The 19,202-nt window shown below is 43.2% G+C and carries 17 protein-coding genes; 7 read left to right on the forward strand and 10 right to left on the reverse strand.

Features of this window, described 5'->3' with window-relative positions; translation table 11 throughout:
• Positions 1 to 3 precede the first annotated feature (3 nt).
• The 6 genes from AC07KQ_RS13155 to AC07KQ_RS13180 form a co-directional block, all read right to left on the reverse strand.
• A complete protein-coding gene (locus tag AC07KQ_RS13155) occupies positions 4 to 417 on the reverse strand; it encodes a PTS sugar transporter subunit IIA (RefSeq protein WP_003567997.1) in 414 nt (137 codons plus the stop codon).
• A complete protein-coding gene (locus tag AC07KQ_RS13160; RefSeq protein WP_003567998.1) occupies positions 395 to 1,879 on the reverse strand; it encodes a BglG family transcription antiterminator in 1,485 nt (494 codons plus the stop codon). The genes AC07KQ_RS13155 and AC07KQ_RS13160 overlap by 23 nt, the downstream gene beginning before the upstream one ends.
• A 343-nt stretch (positions 1,880 to 2,222) precedes the next feature.
• The gene (locus tag AC07KQ_RS13165; RefSeq protein WP_003567999.1) at positions 2,223 to 3,305 is read right to left on the reverse strand and encodes an ElyC/SanA/YdcF family protein; all 1,083 of its coding nucleotides are present in this window, start codon (positions 3,303 to 3,305) and stop codon (positions 2,223 to 2,225) included.
• Between the two features lie 330 nt (positions 3,306 to 3,635).
• Entirely contained in the window at positions 3,636 to 4,616 is a 981-nt protein-coding gene (gene pdxA / locus AC07KQ_RS13170) for a 4-hydroxythreonine-4-phosphate dehydrogenase PdxA (protein ID WP_003568000.1), read from the reverse strand.
• A 2-nt stretch (positions 4,617 to 4,618) separates the two neighbouring features.
• Positions 4,619 to 5,842 carry a four-carbon acid sugar kinase family protein gene (locus tag AC07KQ_RS13175; protein ID WP_003568001.1) on the reverse strand — a complete coding sequence of 408 codons (1,224 nt, stop codon included), beginning with the start codon at positions 5,840 to 5,842 and terminating at the stop codon, positions 4,619 to 4,621.
• Positions 5,829 to 6,830, reverse strand: a complete 1,002-nt coding sequence (locus tag AC07KQ_RS13180; RefSeq protein ID WP_003568002.1) for a 2-keto-3-deoxygluconate permease — start codon at positions 6,828 to 6,830, stop codon at positions 5,829 to 5,831. The genes AC07KQ_RS13175 and AC07KQ_RS13180 overlap by 14 nt, the downstream gene beginning before the upstream one ends.
• A 157-nt stretch (positions 6,831 to 6,987) precedes the next feature.
• Here AC07KQ_RS13180 and AC07KQ_RS13185 point away from each other — a divergent pair, with 157 nt between their 5' ends.
• Entirely contained in the window at positions 6,988 to 8,715 is a 1,728-nt protein-coding gene (locus tag AC07KQ_RS13185; RefSeq protein ID WP_003568003.1) for a sigma-54-dependent transcriptional regulator, read from the forward strand.
• 211 nt (positions 8,716 to 8,926) lie between these two features.
• Here the strand turns inward: AC07KQ_RS13185 and AC07KQ_RS13190 are convergent, their stop codons facing one another.
• Positions 8,927 to 9,532 carry a KpsF/GutQ family sugar-phosphate isomerase gene (locus AC07KQ_RS13190; RefSeq protein WP_003568004.1) on the reverse strand — a complete coding sequence of 202 codons (606 nt, stop codon included), beginning with the start codon at positions 9,530 to 9,532 and terminating at the stop codon, positions 8,927 to 8,929.
• A 279-nt stretch (positions 9,533 to 9,811) separates the two neighbouring features.
• On the opposite strand from AC07KQ_RS13190, the gene AC07KQ_RS13195 reads away from it, so the two are divergent.
• From AC07KQ_RS13195 to AC07KQ_RS13220, 6 genes are all read left to right on the forward strand, one after another.
• Positions 9,812 to 10,267 carry a PTS sugar transporter subunit IIA gene (locus AC07KQ_RS13195; RefSeq protein WP_003568005.1) on the forward strand — a complete coding sequence of 152 codons (456 nt, stop codon included), beginning with the start codon at positions 9,812 to 9,814 and terminating at the stop codon, positions 10,265 to 10,267.
• A 16-nt stretch (positions 10,268 to 10,283) separates the two neighbouring features.
• The gene (locus AC07KQ_RS13200) at positions 10,284 to 10,580 is read left to right on the forward strand and encodes a PTS sugar transporter subunit IIB (RefSeq protein ID WP_003568006.1); all 297 of its coding nucleotides are present in this window, start codon (positions 10,284 to 10,286) and stop codon (positions 10,578 to 10,580) included.
• A 32-nt stretch (positions 10,581 to 10,612) separates the two neighbouring features.
• Entirely contained in the window at positions 10,613 to 11,872 is a 1,260-nt protein-coding gene (locus AC07KQ_RS13205) for a PTS ascorbate transporter subunit IIC (RefSeq protein ID WP_003568007.1), read from the forward strand.
• A 37-nt stretch (positions 11,873 to 11,909) separates the two neighbouring features.
• The gene (gene dapA / locus AC07KQ_RS13210) at positions 11,910 to 12,809 is read left to right on the forward strand and encodes a 4-hydroxy-tetrahydrodipicolinate synthase (RefSeq protein ID WP_274990919.1); all 900 of its coding nucleotides are present in this window, start codon (positions 11,910 to 11,912) and stop codon (positions 12,807 to 12,809) included.
• A gap of 133 nt (positions 12,810 to 12,942) precedes the next feature.
• The gene (locus tag AC07KQ_RS13215; RefSeq protein WP_480156571.1) at positions 12,943 to 13,575 is read left to right on the forward strand and encodes a beta/alpha barrel domain-containing protein; all 633 of its coding nucleotides are present in this window, start codon (positions 12,943 to 12,945) and stop codon (positions 13,573 to 13,575) included.
• 117 nt (positions 13,576 to 13,692) lie between these two features.
• Positions 13,693 to 15,762 (forward strand): BglG family transcription antiterminator, encoded by a 2,070-nt coding sequence (locus tag AC07KQ_RS13220; RefSeq protein WP_003568010.1) that lies wholly within the window; start codon positions 13,693 to 13,695, stop codon positions 15,760 to 15,762.
• Positions 15,763 to 15,925: 163 nt separating this feature from the next.
• On the opposite strand, the gene dagF is transcribed toward AC07KQ_RS13220, so the two are convergent.
• Genes dagF through AC07KQ_RS13235 form a run of 3 tightly spaced genes read right to left on the reverse strand, consistent with a single transcriptional unit; the run spans position 15,926 to position 18,923 of the window.
• Positions 15,926 to 16,690: a 2-dehydro-3-deoxy-phosphogluconate aldolase gene (dagF, locus tag AC07KQ_RS13225; protein WP_003568011.1), complete on the reverse strand. Its 765-nt coding sequence runs from the start codon at positions 16,688 to 16,690 to the stop codon at positions 15,926 to 15,928.
• 14 nt (positions 16,691 to 16,704) lie between these two features.
• On the reverse strand, positions 16,705 to 17,805 hold the full coding sequence (locus AC07KQ_RS13230) for a DgaE family pyridoxal phosphate-dependent ammonia lyase (protein WP_003568012.1): 1,101 nt from the start codon (positions 17,803 to 17,805) through the stop codon (positions 16,705 to 16,707).
• Positions 17,802 to 18,923, reverse strand: a complete 1,122-nt coding sequence (locus AC07KQ_RS13235) for an amidohydrolase/deacetylase family metallohydrolase (RefSeq protein WP_003568013.1) — start codon at positions 18,921 to 18,923, stop codon at positions 17,802 to 17,804. Before AC07KQ_RS13235 ends, AC07KQ_RS13230 begins: the two co-directional genes overlap by 4 nt.
• Between the last annotated feature and the right edge of the window lie 279 nt (positions 18,924 to 19,202).

Below are 19,202 nucleotides of genomic sequence, written 5' to 3' on the forward strand. Positions count from 1 at the left end.
CATTCACTCCATTTCGAACAATTGATTAGTTGATGCTTCGTCCGCCAACTGTTGCATGATCGGCCGAAGCTTAGCGCCATCGTCGCCGTGAGCAGCAATGGCTAGTACCACGAATTTATCGACAAGATGATCCTCACCTGAGTAAGCAGATCGCCAACGCATGGGTATCGCGGATTTGATCAGCAGCACCCCTGCCTCCGAGACCGCATCAGAGATCAGGTGCAATAAGACAACACCATAGCCGATATACGTTTCTCCTTCGTGCTCCCGTTCCATGATGCGTTGGCGAACCTCTGCTGCCGTCAACTCAGGGACATCTCGCTGAATGTTGGTCGCGATGACTTGAAAAAGATGAGTCTGATCAAATGGCGCGCTCATTTTGATCAACTGCACATTACTCGATTGCTTTAATGGCATGGCGAATCTTCTCCTTATCTAAATTTGACAACACAGCGCTCACTAATACCTTTGGGATTGCTAGTTTGTCATACTGCGAACCTTTTAGATCAATAGTTGAGACGATCAAATCCGTATTTTTAAGTGAGTTCAGATCAATATCGGTGAATAACCCTGTCGCAGTTTGGTCAATCTTTAATTCTCTAAATGTTTTTTCTAGTTTGACTCGGAGCAGTTCCGATGTGCCAATACCGCTGGCGCAAATGACCAACGTTTGAATCTTATGATCCTGCTGTTCCAAAAACCGGGCAAAATACATGACGATAAAACCAATCTCGTTTTCAGAAATTTCAGGTAAGGCAAATTTTTTAGTTGCTTGCTGTGTACCCTCAGCTAAAACCTCGAACAAACTGGCATATTCACGTTTAATATCAGTTAACAACCCATTTGTGACGGCAATATTGTTTTCCAATCGATTAATGAGCGGTGCCACATGACCGGCTAACTCCCGCCAAGTCGTTTGTTGAATATGCGCAGTTGGTAAGTGCTTATTGACATAGTTAATGAGAAAAGCCGAAACCTCATGAACTTTGGGACTGTATGAAAGCATTTTGACGTTAGGCGTTTCATTGTCAATTCTTGAAGAAATTAAATATTGAAAGAGATAATCCGTTTCTTCTGGTGGCAACTGTTTAGCCAAGTAATTTTCAGTGTTGCCAATAATAATTTCAGCCAATCGATAAAGATGCATATTCTGCAGCATCAACTTGCGAACTTCCACGCTATTCACAATCTTGAGCCGCTCAACTTTTCCTTGACGACGAACGCGTTGAATTAAGATATACAAGTGCGACAAAATATTCACATTATACGGATAAGCCAGTTTGCCGCCGGTCGCTTGTTCAATCACTTGTACCTGTCTTGTGATGAATTGCTGGTCGTAATCTGTAATGCCTTCAATCGCGCCGCCAGTGGTAATCGTGGACATGTTTTGCAAAACCGCACTGAGTTGTTCACGAATTCGTGTTTCTTCGCCTTCGATATGAACGGTATTACTGGTCCGTATAAGCACCAACTTTTTCTTGGCCAATCGTCGCTTGAGATACAGCAAATCATTATCAATCGTCGCATCGCTCACATATTGTTCCGTATACAAATCATCCAATGACATTTTTACTGGTGCTCGAAATAGCAGCTGTTCCAACACCTGATTTCTTCGTTCAAGACTACTTTGACTAGCACTGTCCATCTGCTCATTGGAGGAACTAAGATCAGGCAATGCACTCGGCAACAGCCTCGCACCTTTTCCACGAATCGTTTGAATCACAGGTTCATCCGATTGCTCATTGATTTGATCAATGTGGCGATAAATCGTTTTTGTTGACGTGCCTAGTGCTGCCGCAACCTCTGCTGCATTGACAAAACCGGCACTTCGAGACAAATAGTCCAACAAGGCTCGATCGAGATCCCCAACATGATTCACTATTGCAACACCTCCTCACACGTGCAACCGCTTACAAATATAGTATAGTGAAGCCCATTGCCAATCGACATAATCTGGTGTCCATAGGTTCGGACATTGGGTTTGTGGACATCTACCTGAAACTCGCGTCAAAAAGATTCGGTAGCCTCCGAAGCACTACAAGTATTAACTTCTATAGATAAAAAGGGTATCGTTTCGCCTTACGTTATTAGGTTAACCTCTGACATTCAAATAATGTGAATGCCACGCAAAAATAGCCGTCCCATTAATTGAAGAACGACTATATCAATTTGATGCTATTTGGATCTTCTTTTCAAAAACGATGCTTCACCATTCAGTTCAATTACCGCTGCAATCCTGGCAACTGCCAAACGCCATTAAGTCGTAACACATCGTCCGTAATGGCATTTTTCTCTGGCGTACCATAGTTATTAAGGATCTTTTTATCGTCCACGTACGCAACCTGTGTGAGAACAGGTGCCTTATCGTTCTTAGATGTATTGCTTGCAAGAACAATGTCCCCCGCCATTCGATACAGTAAAAATGCTCGGCGCATGTGGGTGGCACTCGTAATGAGTGTCGCACTTGTTGCCCCTCTATCGACTAGTTCGCGCACTGAAAACAGGGCATTTTCAACGGTATTCGTTGACAAATCCTCTAATTCGACTCGCTTTTTGGCGATGCCATGCGCGACCAGCCATTTCTGCATAACCGTTGCTTCAGTCAACTTATTCTCCGGAACGCCGCCAGCAACTAAAATCTTTGACTTGGGATACTTCTTAGCTGCTTTCAAAGCAATTTCAAGGCGCTTTTTCATCGTTGGTTGCATCTTACCATTTGGACTTAAAGCATAACCGAGAACAACAAAGTAGTGATGGCTATCTTTAGGCAAGTCATTTGGTATCTTGGTCTGAATGTCCAACTTGCCAATCTCATCAATTTGGCTAAACGCCTTCGTGAAAGTCGCGGTCTTCTCTGCGTTCTGTGCCTGAAGTTTGGCAATGTTATCGTCATACGTAGCCGTGTCACCTGTAACGCTACTAAAAGCAGCAAGTTTAAGCCGTGCGTCAAAGTTCGTAGGGTCCTTCTTCAAAATGTTCTGCCACATCTTTGCCGCAGCCGCATTATTATTTTGCATCCGATAAGTAGAGGCTAGATCCATTTGTAAATTCAAATTCTGCGGATCAATTTTGATTGCTTCTTTAAATAACTGCTCAATGACATCGAAATTACTCTTGATGGTGATACCCTTAAAAACCTTTTTCTCGTTCTTCTTGAGTTGGCCACCATTCCAATAGTAGTAAATAGCCGCATCCTCTAAATCGCTGACACGCTGTTCTGTTGGCATTGTCTTTTGAACCGTTTCAGTAACCTCTTGGGCCTGCTTCTTAGTCATCGTGATTGCTTGACTATTGACTGGGTTCACTAACGCCACCGACAGTAATATTGAAACTACACCTATCCAAATTTTTCTCACTCTAAGTCCCCCTTGTATGATATGGATTCATTTATAATTGTAACCGATTACATAAGTTTTGAGAACCCCGTTAACTATTATTAATTCTAAAACAAAATATTCTATTAACGATATCAACTGAATAGATACTTTTGTACATAATAGTTTTTTACAAAAAAAGCGCCTGCCCGAAAGCAAGCGCACCTTAAAATTCAACTGATTTTAACAACTCAAATACGCTCATAAACGAGTAACCATCAAGAAATCTCTTTCCAAACATCAACACGGTACAACTATTAATTACGCATTGTGACCGAACTTTATCGCAAGCGCAATTGAAGCTAACATCGACGATTCATTAGCAATGCCCTTTCCAGCAATATCAAAAGCCGTCCCATGATCAACTGATGTTCGAATAATTGGCAGTCCGAGCGTAACATTAACACCTTCATCAAAAGCCAATAGTTTCATTGGAATGTGTCCTTGATCATGATACATTGCAACAACAATATCAAACTTGCCCTGTGAAGCCTTCAAGAAAACGGTATCTGGCGGCAGAGCGCCCTGCACGTCAATCCCTTGTGACTGCTTCTCCTTTACGGCAGGATTGATTTCCTTAATTTCCTCATCGCCGAATAAGCCATCTTCACCAGCATGCGGATTTAAACCTGCAACAGCAATTCTAGGCTTGCTTATACCAAGACGCTTTATCGCACTGTTAGCTAAATCAATACATTCTTCAACTCGAGCCTTTGTCACAAGGTCACATGCCTTACGCAACGGCACATGTGTCGAAACGTGTACAACCGCGAGTTTTTTGCTCCATAGCATCATCGTGTATTTTTTAGTGCCAGTGAACTCAGCAAAGATTTCAGTATGACCATCAAAATTATGCCCGCCTTTGTGAAGCGCATCTTTATTTAATGGCGCTGTCACAACAGGACCAATTTTCTTCTTCATTGCTAAATCAATTGCCACTTTTAAGAACTGAAATGCTGCGTCGCCTGAAATAGGGCTTACTTCGCCAATTGGAATCTTATCTAACGGAATATCCATGACATTATAGATATTAATTTTTCCGGCTTCAAACTGATCGACATCTTTGATGAAATTCAAAGGCGTCTTAATCTTTAAGAGATCGGCATAGTACGTCATGATTTCCTTAGATCCAAAAATAATACTTTCATTCAAATATTGCTCGTTTTTCATTAAGGCCTTGAGTGAAATCTCCGGTCCAATTCCAGACGGGTCTCCAATTGTAATCCCAATAAAATGTGTCATTTTTATCCTTCCTCGTTAAGTATTTTCAGGCTTTGGAAAAGTGTGTCCTCGCTGCCAAATGCACCTGCTTTAGTCACGATTCTTAGACCGCTTGCAACCCCGCCGACTAATTTACTTAGCACAACGCCTGGCATTATCTCTGATTGAATTTCAGAGCCGCTCGCATTCAATGATCGAATCATTTCGATCGCTGTATCACCACCTGTTAAGAATAGCCCGCTAATACTTTCGTTCTTGACGATTCCAGAAGCAATTGCGGCAAGATTCTCTCGGACAATCCGACTAATTTCTGATCTATCAACTGTGCCCATTTTTTTAAAAGCGTCAATTGTTTTTTGATAGTCTTCTTTTCGTCGAGTTACAGTAAGAACAGTATTTTTACCTTCTTTCAGTTTTGATCGAACCATCGCCTGGTATTTTGTAATTAGTGCTTTCCTATCAGGTTTCAACATATCGTTTATCTGAACCGTTATGATTGCTGTACCAGCATCTACAGCATATGCCATCTGTTTTAAACTGGTTTCGCTAATAGATCCAACGACTGCTAAACTCGGTTTTGCAATCCTGCTTTTTTGGAATAGTGCACCAGCTAATCCAGCTGAGCCCACATACAATATGCGCTTCTTCAAAGATTGCGCAAATTTTGCAATCACTGTTAAATCTTCATCAGTAATAGCATCAAAAACCAGAACCTTTGACGACCTTGGCGATAAATCGTTAGTATCGGTTTTTGCAAGGGCAACCTCTGATCCAAATTCCTTTTTCAGCATCTTAACAATATCGTCAGTCCATAAGGGGTTTAACGGATCGTTCGCAATGTCCGTCTGCATTAACGGCTTTCCATTCAACATCTGAACACCATTAACAGTCGTCCTACCCGCCGTCGGTAATGCTGGGGCAACAACGATCAAATCCGGCTGATACTTATCCGCTACAGCATGGATTTCCTCTGCAATATTGCCTCGAATTGTGGAGTCAACTTTCTTATAGACTAGATCAAACTGATTTTGTTCCATGATTTTGCTTGTTAGTGTCGCAACCTTTTCAAATGCTGCTGTTGCCGGAATAGTCCGCGACTCTGTATCCAGAACAATGGCATGATCGATGGTATCACCAGTGGGAAATAGCATCACTTCAGTCTGGAAACCATTTTTCTTAAGTTGTACGCCAGTGTCGTTAGCACCGGTAAAATCATCGGCGATAATAAGATGCTTACCCTTGTTCATTTTCGATCACCTCCATTTCCTTTTCTGCAACTGACTCGCTATGCCTTTCTGGATGGATTTTCTTCTCATGCCGATCCAGCAAGCTCACAAGCAAAGGACATAGAAGCGCGGTGACAATAATTGCTGCTGCAACTTGGGCTGTCGCCTGAGCAGCGACTTGTCTAAATGCGGGATCAATTGCAGCAACAGCTGCAGGTGTCCCAATCGCGTTACCAGCAGTGGCTCCCACGGCCGCTCCAACTTGAGGAAATTTCATTTTCAGCAATTTATAAACATAATACCCTGCTAATCCAGTAACAACTGTACAGAAGATTCCTAAAATAATACCACTAATGCCAGCGTCAACAAGTTGGCTAAGGTTCAAAGCAGCACCTAACGGAAATGCAAAGAATGGTATGAGTAAGGTTGTCCCAGGTGCCAAGAACTTACGAATTTCGGAGTCGGCATTACCAAGAATAAACCCAATTAGGATTGGCATGATAGCTGCAATTAATGCCGTTATCGGAATCTTTGCCAAGCCGGTTGCTCCGAAGGCAATCATGGTAAAGAAGGGACCATCACTTAAAGCAATAATCGATGTCGCCCCAACATCTGTTGCATCCCCATACTCACCAGCAAGTGCGGCATACAGGCCGCCATTCTTGTTGGTCATCGAAGACACAATTGCTAACGGGCTCAACCCCAAGACACCCGCAAGTCCGAAGAAATGATTAACCAGAACACCCAAGACGGCACCAATGCCAACTTTGGTTATGAGCAAAACAACACCCTTATAGACTGAAACACCTGCCTCTTTAATACTGATCTGTGCACCGCTACAAAATAAGAACGCTGCCAGCAATGCCATGGCTCCGGTTTTAAAGAGTGCCTCTGTAAAGCCGCCAAGTTCAAAAAACTGAGGGAAAAATGTATTTGTTAATGCTCCTAAGAGCAGCGGAACGACCATCATTCCGCCCGGCAGTTTCTTAACCGTTTTTAAAATGTGCATCTTGCTACCTCCTTCTTGCATTAAATACAATGTAAAGCGCTTGCAAAAAATGCTCAAACGGAATATGTTCAAAATGTGCTCTCTTTTGAAACGCTCGATAAATTCCCTAAGTAATTTTTAAAAAGCGTTTCAATCTAAAACGCTCAGGAGGCTTAAGATGCTTAAAATACTTGCAATTGCACCGTATCAAAACCTGAAAACAAAAATTGATGAAATAGCTGAGGATTTTAAAACACTTTACGTTGAGTCTTACGTTGGTGATCTGAGTGTGGGATTGGCTATCGCTCAAAAAAAAGCATCTAAATTTGATGTTGTTATCTCTCGCGGTGGTACAGCAAAACTACTTGCGAAATATATAGACAGACCGCTAGTTGAAATTGATCTGTCACTCCTGGATATCTTAAGAGTCATTCGCCTTGTAGAAGTATATAAATATAACTATGCGTTTATCGGTTTCTCAAATGTCACTGAGAAAATCAAACTTCTAGGTCAGATTCTTAGCAAAGAATTGCAAGTTATCACGATCTCATCTTCTGCAGAATTACCGGAAATCATTGCAGGCCTTAAGAAACAAGGGTACAGCATGATTATTGGTGATAATATCACTTTTAATGAAGCTCGAAAGAACAATTTGAACTCTATTTTGATTGAATCAGGTGATGAAAGTATTCAGAACGCATTAGTGGCGGCACGTTACCTGGGAACAGAACTTCAGAAAAGGACTGAACAATATCGTCTAATTGACAAGACTCTGATGGCATTTGATGAAACCATTATGGTTATAAGTAAACAAGGCAGTCTAATTTATCAACACAACAAAAATTTCTCCAAAAAAAGAAGCCAAGCCATTCTCCGCGAACTAAAAGGAAAGCTCGCCAACTCGCCAACAGATACGCTGACACTATTTTCACGATCAGAAGGCCAACTATATAGAATCAATGCAAAACTACGAAATGCACTCTGGTTTGTATTAGTCAGTCCGCTTCAAATATCTTCTTCCCAAACGGCGTCAATAAGTAATTTTCTCCCCGCACCAAAACAGGATGTCAGCTCAGTCAATATTGGCAACTTATCTAAGGACATACAAAAAGCCGCGAAAGCCAAAAGTAATGTGCTCCTGATCGGTGAAAAGGGGACGGCGAAACTCGCTGCGGCTGAACACATGGCATCACTGATCAAGCTTAGACACTATTGGAAAATCGACTTTACCAGAATGACCTCAAAATCTGATTACTGGCGATTGTTCAATGACGATACTTCACCTCTACTGGATCATCATTCATTGTTTATTATTGACGGTGTTGAAACATTGAATGATGATCAACTTAAGGCGCTGCATAGCTTTTACGCGATGTCGGAGACGACTGGTAATATCTATATATTGATTTGTGAATCAAATGACAAAGAAATTCAAATAATCGACCTTTTTCACTCTGCTTTTCAAATTACCACCGTTGCGCTGCGCCAGAGAAAGTCAGATTTAGGATCACTGATAAGTCTGTACCTCTATCAATTCTCTAAGCAACATCGAAAAAGTGTGGTCGGTATTAATCAAGACGGCATGCACATTCTTGATTCATATTCATGGCCTGGGAACTTATCACAACTAAAACGCGTTCTAGAACAATTTGTTATCAACGCGAATGGTCCCTTTATTTCTAGTGAATCCGTCAAGCAAATGATCTTTAGCGAAGAAAATCGCTATATTGAAAAGCAACGTGACAAGGGTACCTTCAATCCACTCTCGTTATTTGAAGGTAAAACATTAGACGAAATACAACAGCAAATTATAACTATTCTGTTAAAACACAATGGCGGAAACAAGACTCAAACTGCTAAGCAACTTGGTATCAGCAGAAGTACGCTATGGCGACTCTTAAAATAGTGTGACAGCTTTGTTAATGTAATTTTGCTTTTAACACTGGTATGAACATGCCAACCATGAATCTCATTTACGTTAACAAACAAATAGTGTCAACAATTTCCACTCTGGAAATCATTGACACTATTTTTCGTTTTCTCAGTTTGAGAGCTATAGCGTAGTAAAGATTATCACTTCACCTTTGAGGAACTTTGTGAATACGATATCCACATACTTAAACAGCTTTTTCTCCAAGCAACTTACGCCCAAGCGCACCTGCTGGATGGAAAACAGCAAAATCCTTTGGCCCAAAGTTTCTAATCGATGAAAGTGCGCAAGCAATCGCATCACCAACCATCAAAACAGCAGTTGAACTATTTGTTGGTGCTAAGTTCATATCGTCTGCTTCTGATTCAACAGGAATCAAAAGCACCTGATCACACGCTTCTGCCAATGATGAGTTTGAGTTGCCAGTAAAAGCAATCGTGTGAACATTCATAATTTTTAGTGATCGAATAGGCGCAAGAATTTCTTTAGTCTCGCCACTATTCGAAATTAAGATGACAACATCGTTAGAAGAAATCATTCCAAGGTCACCATGTACACTCTCTGTCGCATGAACAAAAAATGCTGGCGTTCCTGTACTTGCAAATGTGGCTGCTAGCTTTTTACCGATATGCCCTGACTTCCCCACACCCATAAACACGACTTTTCCATGGAGATCAAGCAAGGTTTGGAGAATCTCAGTATAAGAATTGTCAATATTCTGTTCTATTTCAGACATGGCATGAATTTCTCTTCGCATGTATTTGTGAATTAATTCTGTATATTTTTTCGTCATTCTAGAGCATCTCCCTTCACTATTCGATTTTTAGATCGTTGTATCATCAAAGGCAACAAACTTTCCTTTCACTTTTTGTTTTTCGACTGACAAGTCTCTAAAAATTTAATTGTGAATTTATACACAACTCCGTATCCTCATTTGTTTTCATTAATTTTCAATGTAACGAAGTTGCAGAAATTGTGGGCTCAAAAACAATGAAGACAACCATCGACTCTTGTAGAGCCGTTATACAAGCGCTTACATTATAGTCGTACCAAGGAACAGGTGGTGTTGTAAATGATCGAAAAAGTGATAAATCCAAAGTTGATTCAATTAGCGATCAAAGCGGTCGATTGGAAGGATGCTATCCATCAAGCCGCACAGCCGCTAATTGATAACAATGATGTCACTGAACATTATGTCGAAGGAATCATCCGCTCAGTCAAGGAATATGGTCCTTACTTTGTTATCGCACCGCATGTTGCTCTAGCTCATGCACCTAGCAAAGACGGTGCGAAAAAGCTTGCAATGGGCATAACGACACTTGTACCAGGCGTTAATTTCAGTAATCCGGATAATGATCCGGTTAAATACATTTTCACTTTAAGTGCAACGGACAGTACATCCCATCTTAAGGCTATGCAGGAATTGGTTCAGTTACTGTCTGATGACGCCTTTTATCAAGTGCTTGATGGCGCTAAGGTTCCGCAAGACATCATGAATTATGTTAATAAAGCAGTTACAACTATTTAATTAAGGAGTGGTCAAAATGATTCAGGCTTTAGTTGCTTGCCGTGCAGGCGTTGGTTCCAGTTTAATGTTGAAAATCAAGTTGAATGAGGTTATTGCAGAACACGATTTACCAGTTGAAGTTCAACATGCTTCACTTGATGGTCTTTCAAGTTTTGATGGCCCGATTGTTGTCACCTTGAGTGATGTAGCAGATGACTTAAAAGAAGAAGGCATTCAGAAGGAAATCGTAGGGATCCGCAACATTTTAGACAAGAAAGAAATATTTGAAAAGATTACCAAGGCTCTGGCTGATTTAAACGCTAAACAAAAGTGAGAAAACGCGTGACGTAATGGGGGGATTAAAAGATGCATTTTCTAGTTAGCTTACTATCAACGCCAGCAATCTTGCTGGCAGTCGTATCATTCATCGGACTTTGTGCCCAACACAAACACCCAACTGAGATCTTTACAGGAACAGCAAAAACCGCAATTGGGTTTCTGATCTTCGGTGTTGGTGCAGCAACAATGACCGGTGCGTTGCAGAACTTCAACACAATGTTCACGAAGGGCTTTCATCTTGTTGGCGTTATAGCCTCACCTGAAGCTGCAACTGCACTGGCGCAAAACAAATACGGTTTTATCGTTTCGATGACGCTCATCTCCGGATTTGTCATGAACCTAGTGTTTGCCAGAATTACACCTTTTAAAAATGTGTTCTTTACAGGTGGTCACAGCCTGTTCTTCGCATGTGTTTTAGCATTAGTGCTCAAAGCAAACGGGATCGGCAATACTTGGGCCATTATTATTGGCGGTACACTTCTCGGCTTTATGTCGGCTTTCTTACCGCAACTCTGCCAGCCCTTTATGCGGAAGATCACTGGTGGCGACTTCCAAGCTATTGGCCACTTTAACATGATCGGCTATGCATTATCCGGTTTACTTGGCGGTATTTTCAAAAAACATGCCGACGAAACAACCGAAAACATTAAGTTCCCTAAGTGGCTTTCTTTCTTTAAGGACTTTTTGATGGGTGTTGCGTTTGTCATGTTAATTCTCTTCTATGTTGCTGCGATTGCGGCCGGTAAAACAGAAGTCCAAAAAATCGCAGGCACCGTAGATTGGTTAGTCTTCCCTCTGATCCAAGCATTGACCTTTACTGCCGGCATTTCCGTCCTGATGACTGGTGTTCGGATGTTCTTAGCTGAAATCACAGCTGCATTCGTTGCTATCTCCGATAAGTTTATTCCAGGATCCCGTCCAGCACTGGATGTGCCAACAATTTTCCCGTTCGCACCAACAGCTGTTTTAGTCGGCTTCCTTAGTTCATATGCTGCTGGATTAATCGCAATTGTCATTATGGTCATATTCCACTTCCCCATGGTCATTATTCCTGCAGCCCATATTTGCTTCTTCTCAGGCGGCACTGCTGGCATCTTTGGAAATTCAACAGGCGGCTGGCGTGGCGCAATTCTCGGATCATTTGTTGTCGGGCTACTGTTAGCCTTCCTGCCTGTCCTACTGTATCCAACACTTTCCGGTTTGGGCATTACCACTTCAACTTTCCCAAATGTCGACTATAACGTTGTTGGATCATTGTTGAACGGTTTCCTGCATCTTTTCCATTAAGCAAATGCTTGTCGTCTTAAGAAAGGAAGTTTCATTTATGCCACTTATGTCCGGTATCTTTGTCGCAATGGTGACACCGTTCACAGATGATCAAGAAATTGATTACAAACGTACCGCCAAACTACTTGATCATCTCATGGCATCAGATATTGCGGGTGTTTTCATCTTAGGTACAAATGGCGAAGCTTATCTACTCTCCGCAGAGGAAAAAATTGTCTTTAGTTCCTTTGTCATTAATTATGTCGATCATCATATCAAAGTGCTGGTTGGTACTGGTTTAAATGGTACGGCTGAAACGATTGATCTCAGTAAGCGCGTTGCTGCATTGGAGCCAGATGCCTTGTCACTTGTTAGTCCGTACTTTGTGGCGCCTTCACAAGATGAATTGATCAAACACTACGAAGCAGTCGCTAATGCTGTTAAAGTGCCCATCATGCTTTATAACATGCCTGGAAAAACCGGTATCAATATCGAACCAGAATCGATTGCTGAATTATCTGCACACCCAAATATCATTGGCGTTAAGGATAGTTCAGGCAAGCTTCAAAATCTCCAAGGTTATTTAGACAAACGGCGTAACAAAGACTTCTCCGTTCTAGTTGGTTCGGATTCAAAGATTCTCCCATTTCTAAAAATGGGTGGTGATGGGGCCATCGCAGCAACCGCGAACCTACTCACGAAGAATGATGTCAACATTTACACGGCATATCAAAATGGTGATTTGGAAACGGCTGAGAAATGTCAGCAAAATATTGAACCTCTTCGAAGTGTTTTGCACGGCGCGACAACTCCTGTTGCTCTAAAAGCCGCCGTCACTGCGTCTGGCATTAATGTCGGTCCAGCTCGGCTCCCTGCTAGAATGCCAGCACCGAGTGACAAACTCAGTCAAGATATTGCCAATATGGTTGAGAACTACAAGGCACAGGCAATTATCTAGAGGAGATAGAGCGTGAGCTGATATGGAGCATAAGCAGCGTTGAGCGTGATGACCGTACTTTGTTTGGTTATTGTGGCCAATGCCCTTATGTGCAGGTCTCTACACCAGTAAACACGTTTATAGGAGGATAACCTTGAAAAAATTTGATTTAACAAAACGGATATTAGACAGCGGTGCTTTAGCAGTCGTCCGTGCTACCCCTAGTCGCGTCGTCGAGATTGCTGAAAGCATCGTCAAGGGCGGCATTGACGTCATGGAAGTGAGTTACACCAATGCAGATGCTCCCGAGGCAATTGATGCCGTTCATAAAACTTTAGGTGACCAGATTCTTGTCGGCGCGGGGACTGTTTTGAACGCGCCAACAGCAAAAGACGCTATCGCTCATGGTGTTGGTTTTATTTATTCGCCGATGTTTGATACTGATGTAGCGAGTCTTTGTAATGAATATCAAATTCCATACGCTCCGGGCTGCACAACTGTAACAGAAGCAGTAACCGCAATGCGCGCTGGTGCAACATTCATTAAGTTTTTCCCGTATGGCGGATTACTTGGTTCGGAAGTCATCAAGACGATTAAAACGCCTATTCCGTATATGCCGCTCCTTGAATCAGGCGGTGTCACCGTTGAAAACGTTGTTGACTGGTTCAAGGCTGGTGTTGAAGTTGTCGGCGTTGGCGGGGCTCTAACAAAGGGCAGTACAAACCAAATCACCGCGAATGCTTCCGAACTCATAAAAAAGATCGATTCGTTTCGTCATCACGGGTGAATAGGGTGTCTCAAAAAGCCAGGTCAACAGGACCCGGCTTTTTGCCCAATATCTTTTCTCGTATTTAACGAATCGTTCCTATCTTTCAAATGGGACCGAAGATTGAAGGGAGCAATCATGCTAGACATTAAACAACTACAGATTATCGATACAATTATTCAACATCCGATCTTAACTAAAAGTAGATTGAGATCTCAACTAAAGCTTACCAGTAGACAAATTGACTATGCCATTGAAAAGCTAAATCAAAACCTCTCAGATCATGAACAGTCGCTGATTGACACAGATGGTGCCTATATCATGGTTCCCAATGATGCCTACAATTACTTGCTTACGCTCCGTGCTTCAAAAAACTTGACCTCTCTTAATCGGTACGCCCTAAGTACTGAGGAACGTCAGCTTTTTCTGGAATTATTATTGGCCTGCCGCGATGACTATTTATCTCTAGTTCATCTTCAGCAATACTTGCAGGTAAGCCAATCAACGATTTCAAAAGACTTGAAGTCACTTGAAAAAGCGTTGCTGAAATCACAACTTCACATCCACTATGATCGACAATCTGGCTACAAATTGGAGGGTCAGGAAAATCGAATTCGTTCTTTTATGATCAAAACCATTTCTGGCGAGCTTTTCAAGAATGAATCCGATCTTTTAAACACCTGTGCAAATTTAATCCAGCAAGTTGATGTCCCATCATTTTTAAAAAAAGTGGCTCAAACTGCACAGTTTCATCACATTAACTTCGTGGAAAATCGAATGCTGGAATTTGGTTACATTTTTATCTTTATGGTCAGTCGGCTCCGAATGAAACCAGATTACTTGCCGGCGAAGGCTCGTAAGATGAATATTGAATCAACTAACGAATACGCGTTTTCTCAAGATTTGCTAGTCCAAAATGGCATCAATCAAAGAACGGCAATTGATTATCTAACGACCATTACTTTGAGTCTCAGCATTGGCGGACTTGACGATCTTAAACTGGATCAAGAGATCTTTACCATCACCAATCAGCTGGTTCAAAGATTCTCGGATGTTTCTGGCATAGCTTTTAATGATGTGCATCAAGTCACGCAGCAGATATTCACTCACTTCAGATCCATGTATTACCGACTGCAATTCGATTATCCCATTATTAATCCGCTCACAGATCAAGTGATCGAAGAGTACGGTGAAATCTTTAGGCTGGTAGCTCAAGCATTGCGCTCCTTTGAGAACCGTCTTGGGAAAGTGCCTGATGCTGAAATCGCCTTTTTGACCATTCATCTTATTAGCTTTATTTACTCAGCTGACAGTAGGAAAACCGACTTGGTCACTGCTGCCATTGTGTGTCCGAACGGGATCGGTAGTTCAGCCTTGGCCTATCTGCAACTCACGAATCTTTTTCCAAACATTAAATTCTTGAAACCATTTCGGTATGTTGACCTGGACCAACATCTAGATGAAATTGATATGATCTTTTCAACTTTTTATCGAAGCGAATTGTTCACAAAGAAAAAACCTTGCTTCATTATCAACCCGATTATGACAAGTGAAGAGAAATATAATCTGATCCAAAGAGTTAACAGCGAGATGTCTTCGACTTTCTATGCCATTCCAACGCTGGGTTCCATCATGACTGTTATTGGCCGTGACATTGATAATCCGGAACTGCTTGCAAAGATTCGCCGCAGTCTAAATGATAAGTTGTTCCGAGCAAAGACCACCAATCGTGAAAAGGAATTGTCGTTGGTAGATGTCTTAAAACCTGATTATATTCAACTTAATATTAAGGCCAGGACACCGGAACAGGCGATTAGCATTGCAGCCTCGCCCCTTGTTACTGACAAAGCAGTGACTCAAGGTTATGTAGACGCCATCATCCAAAAACATGGTCGAAATTCGTTTGACTCTTATATCATTGCACCCCAAGTCGCGTTGCCCCATGCTAATCCAAACCAAGGTGCAAAGAGGGTTGCCATCAGTTTCGGTGTGCTCAATCAGCCGATTGCTTTCGATGAATCAAATAGCCGCTTTGTCAAATATATTTTTGTACTCAGTGCGGTGAATACAACTGATCATTTGTCTGTTTTACAGGATCTAATGAATTTATTGGAGAAACCTAGTTTTCTGAGAATACTTGCTGAACCAGCTCAAAAACCAGAGAATATTCTTCGCTTTTTAAGAGAGCACGCGCACAATGAATCATAAAGTTGTTCTACCTCTTTTCAGTTTACAAAGTAGTTCACCGCGTTCGCACCCTTGTCCAACAAAAGATCCGCAGTTCAATCGTCTGAAGTGACCAGACGATTGAACTGCGGATCTTCATTATTTTGTGAAAGTTTTTGGGACTAATCAGAATGCGATCAATTCATCACTCAGCCGTCACCAAATCCGTCGCATCCACCAATCGCTTGGTAATCGCCCACAATTTAGCCACATCCTCTGGCCGAGTCAAGCCGGTTGCTTTGTCGATAATGGAGCTGTAGATGTGCGGAATGATTTGCTTCACGCCGGCGTCTAACGCGATCTGGAGAATAGCTTCAAAGTTGTCCAGATCAATGCCGCCGGTTGGTTCCAAGTTGAAGCCTTCAGCTGCGCAAGCCTTGGCAACTGCACGGAACTCTTCTTCGTGCTTCAGGCCGCCCATTGGGAAGAACTTGAAGCTGGTGCCGCCCATGTCTTGCAACAGTGCGATAGCGGTGGCTACGGGCACTTCAGCGGCAGCTTTTTGGCTGCTCTTAGGACCAGTGGCAACGTTGACAATGCCGACTTTGCCGGTTGGGGAAACTAAGCCATTGATCACGGTGTCGTTTTGGCCTAACAAAGCACGGCTGGTGCCAACGCCAGTGAAGACTTGGTTGACATGTTGCGGCTGCAATACCTTAGACACGCGGCTGACCATCGCACTCTGGTTGGGATCACCAGCGCCAAGGCCGACGGAGAGTCCGTTTTGGGTTACAGCTTGATACTTTTTCATATCTTCAATCGCAGCTTCATCAGTATCGTAGTTTTTGGTCAAAACGCCCACCACGACATGGCCTTCAGCGGCTTGGTAGATATCTTCGGCGTTTTGGATGGAACCAGCCAAAACGTTCAGAGCAACACGGTTTTTGTAATAGTTTGGTGTTAAGTTCATGATAGTGATCCTTTCTATGCGAGAATTTCTTTGAGACGAGTGACAATCAAATCCATTTCGGCCTGATCTACCGCACGGATATCGAATTCAATGATGCCTTCATTGGCGCGATATTCACGGGTATAGATCGCCGGGTCGCCGGCTTTGAGTGCTGCCGTCACCTGCTTGGCATTCTTTGGGCTGGTGGCTTCGACAGTCACCGCCGCGCGGAAAATTGGGCGACCAGCGCCATCTTGGACTTCTTTCACATTCAAATGCGGCACCTCATTCAAGGCGGCGACAAACGGATGCAGCCGAGCTTTCATGGCGTCACCGGATTCTGGTCCATTGTCGAGATAATGAATCAAAGCAGTGGTGAAGCCAAGAATGTTTTCTTTGCCGATCTTCATAGCGCGACCGATGCCGAGGCTTTGCAGTTTGGTCCAGCCGATATACGGTTCTTTGCCGAAGACCAAACCGGATGCCGGGCCTTCAATGGCTTTGGCCCCAGAGAAAAGCACGACATCAACGCCCAAGTCGACATATTTTTTCAGGTCCTCTTCAGCTGCCGCATCCAGAATTAAAGGCAGATCATGTTTGTGAGCGACTTCGAGGGCTTCTGGAATCGTCAGCATGCTCTTTTGCACGGCGTGGTGACTCTTCACATAGAAGATCGCCGCCGTCTGCTCGGTGATCATCATCTCAATGTGTTCCGGGGTGCACATGTTGGCATACCCAGCTTCGACCACCTGACCGCCGCCAAGCTCAATCATGACTTCTTCAGGCGTCCCATAGTCAACATTCTGACCTTTTGGCAGAATGATCTCGCGCTTGGTAAAGCGTGGCGAAAACGGATGGTAAGCATGGTACTTGCTGCCTTGACCGATGATGCCGGCAACAGCTTCGGCAATCCCGGCGGAAGCCGAATTGACCACAACAGCGCCTTCTGTGCCTAACTTTTTGGCAATATAGGCGCCAGTTTTATCAACCAGATCCTTGATTTCAAAGAAATGGGTGTCACCGAACTGTTGCGCCGCAATGGCAACCTCGGGCACTTTGGAAACGCCGAGAATCGTCATTTTACCGCTCGCATTAATCACATGTTTTAAATCGTAAGTCTTGTAGTAGTCACTCATACGTGTTGTTCCTCCAAATCATAAACTGTCCCGCCGACAATCGTGCGAATTGGTGTAATCAGCTGGTGACCGGTTTCAGTGTTGCCGTTGGAATCTGTCAGTGTCTTTTCACCATCCGTCACATTATAGATCGTGATGTCAGCGTCTTTACCCGGACGCAGCCGGCCTTTGTTCAGCAAGTGGAAATTATCTGCTGGAGCAAAGGTGACCATGCGAATCACTTCAGGCAATGTGTAGCCAACTTGCAGCATTTTCTCCATCGTGGTTGCCATATCGTATACTGGACCATTTTCGCGGTTGCGGTGGTAGATGTCCGTGCTGAGTGACTTAGGATCAAGCCCATGGTCACGGGCAATGCGCATGGTTTTGAAATTAAAGGAATCTGTGCCGTGGCCGACATCGAAAATCACACCGCGATCATAGGCGTCGTAAATGAACTCTTTGATTTCGCCATGTTCATCAACCATGCCATTTGGCTTGCCATTGTAAGCATGCGTCAACACGTCACCTTTACCCATGGCCTGCATAATGTCTTTAAGTTCCGGCGGATTAGCGCCCACATGAACCATGACTGGTAAGTTGCCCAGCAAAGCAGCGTAAGATTTAGCTGCCAATAATGGTTTGATGCCATTATCAATCACAACGGAATGGCTTTCGCGCGCCTTAATCCCGACAATGAAATCAGGCAAGTCGTGCACAGCATCAAACAGTGCCTCTTTATTGACCTTGCTGATGTCCCCCAATTCATCCTGCGCCAAAATACCGGTTCGACCAATATTGATCAGCGCGTAGACATTGGTTTTCTTATCGCGGGTAATGTTGTAAAAATCGCGAATGTTATCGGCCCCGGTTGATCCGGCATCAATCACCGTTGTCACACCCGTCTTATAGCCATCTTCATCGGGATCATCATAATATAGCGTCAACTTTTCATAACAATGGGCATGATCATCAATCCAACCTGCACTCACATAAGCTTCATGATGCAGGTCGATTTCTTGTTTGCCGCTTGCCCCTTCAAGTTTGGGGGCAAGTGCCGCAATCTGGCTGCCATTGATTCCAATTTCAATCGGTTGTTCGCGTTCGGTTTTGCCATTCTTGATTAAGACATCAAACACTGCTGATTACCTGCCTTTCAAATCTGTGTAGAAAATGATTTTTCGAAACGTGTTCACTGGCGCAGCTCGGCTATGCGAAGGACAGTCAAGGCAACTGGTCCAAAGCCCAGACCAGTTGTCTTGACTGCCGCTTCGCTACGCCGAGCTAACCGCGCCTGTTCACACTCTTTTTGAAACGTGTTCGCCAGCCCAGAAACCTTCGTGTAAGGACCTCTAACCTAAATGGCTAAAGCCCAGCCATTTAGGTTAGAGGCCACTTACACTCCGGTTTCTAACCGG

It is taken from the genome of Lacticaseibacillus sp. YLM2-1 (assembly GCF_056583465.1).

Bases quoted from the DNA above. Each gene is read 5' to 3' on its own strand.
- AC07KQ_RS13155 (WP_003567997.1), bottom strand. From the start codon at position 417: ATGCCATTAAAGCAATCGAGTAATGTGCAGTTGATCAAAATGAGCGCG.
- pdxA (WP_003568000.1), bottom strand. From the start codon at position 4,616: ATGACACATTTTATTGGGATTACAATTGGAGACCCGTCTGGAATTGGA.
- AC07KQ_RS13175 (WP_003568001.1), bottom strand. From the start codon at position 5,842: ATGAACAAGGGTAAGCATCTTATTATCGCCGATGATTTTACCGGTGCT.
- AC07KQ_RS13180 (WP_003568002.1), bottom strand. From the start codon at position 6,830: ATGCACATTTTAAAAACGGTTAAGAAACTGCCGGGCGGAATGATGGTC.
- AC07KQ_RS13185 (WP_003568003.1), top strand. From the start codon at position 6,988: ATGCTTAAAATACTTGCAATTGCACCGTATCAAAACCTGAAAACAAAA.
- AC07KQ_RS13190 (WP_003568004.1), bottom strand. From the start codon at position 9,532: ATGACGAAAAAATATACAGAATTAATTCACAAATACATGCGAAGAGAA.
- AC07KQ_RS13195 (WP_003568005.1), top strand. From the start codon at position 9,812: ATGATCGAAAAAGTGATAAATCCAAAGTTGATTCAATTAGCGATCAAA.
- AC07KQ_RS13200 (WP_003568006.1), top strand. From the start codon at position 10,284: ATGATTCAGGCTTTAGTTGCTTGCCGTGCAGGCGTTGGTTCCAGTTTA.
- AC07KQ_RS13205 (WP_003568007.1), top strand. From the start codon at position 10,613: ATGCATTTTCTAGTTAGCTTACTATCAACGCCAGCAATCTTGCTGGCA.
- dapA (WP_274990919.1), top strand. From the start codon at position 11,910: ATGCCACTTATGTCCGGTATCTTTGTCGCAATGGTGACACCGTTCACA.
- AC07KQ_RS13220 (WP_003568010.1), top strand. From the start codon at position 13,693: ATGCTAGACATTAAACAACTACAGATTATCGATACAATTATTCAACAT.
- dagF (WP_003568011.1), bottom strand. From the start codon at position 16,690: ATGAACTTAACACCAAACTATTACAAAAACCGTGTTGCTCTGAACGTT.
- AC07KQ_RS13230 (WP_003568012.1), bottom strand. From the start codon at position 17,805: ATGAGTGACTACTACAAGACTTACGATTTAAAACATGTGATTAATGCG.